Origin of the sequence: Tautonia rosea (genome assembly GCF_012958305.1) — a bacterium.
Lineage (GTDB): Bacteria > Planctomycetota > Planctomycetia > Isosphaerales > Isosphaeraceae > Tautonia > Tautonia rosea.
Genome location: NZ_JABBYO010000066.1, coordinates 1 through 327, shown reverse-complemented (window position 1 = coordinate 327; position 327 = coordinate 1). Strand labels below are relative to the sequence as shown.

The following is a 327-nucleotide window of genomic DNA, read 5'->3' as shown; positions in this document are numbered from 1 at the left end:
GCCCTGCCGGCGCACCTGCCGCGGGTCGAGGTCCTGCACGACCTGCCCGACGCCGAGAAACCCTGTCCCGAGTGCGGCGTCGCACGGGCCCGCATCGGCGCCGAGACGAGCGAGCAGCTCGAGTACGTGCCGGCGAGCCTCCGCGTCCTGGTCCATACCCGGCCGAAATACGCCTGCCGGGACTGCCAGGGACACGTCACGATCGCCCCCCGGCCGGCCGAGCCGATCGACCGCGGCCTGCCCGGCGTCGGCGTGCTGGCTCAGGTGATCGTCAGCAAATCCGTCGATCACCTGCCGCTTTACCGCCAGGAGTCGATCTTCGCCCGC

Annotated in this window: 1 protein-coding gene; it reads left to right on the top strand. The window is 72.2% G+C overall.

Going from position 1 to position 327, the window contains the following annotated elements:
• The coding region (locus tag HG800_RS26850; protein ID WP_169981499.1) for an IS66 family transposase zinc-finger binding domain-containing protein at nt 1–327 on the top strand (327 nt) is incomplete at both ends.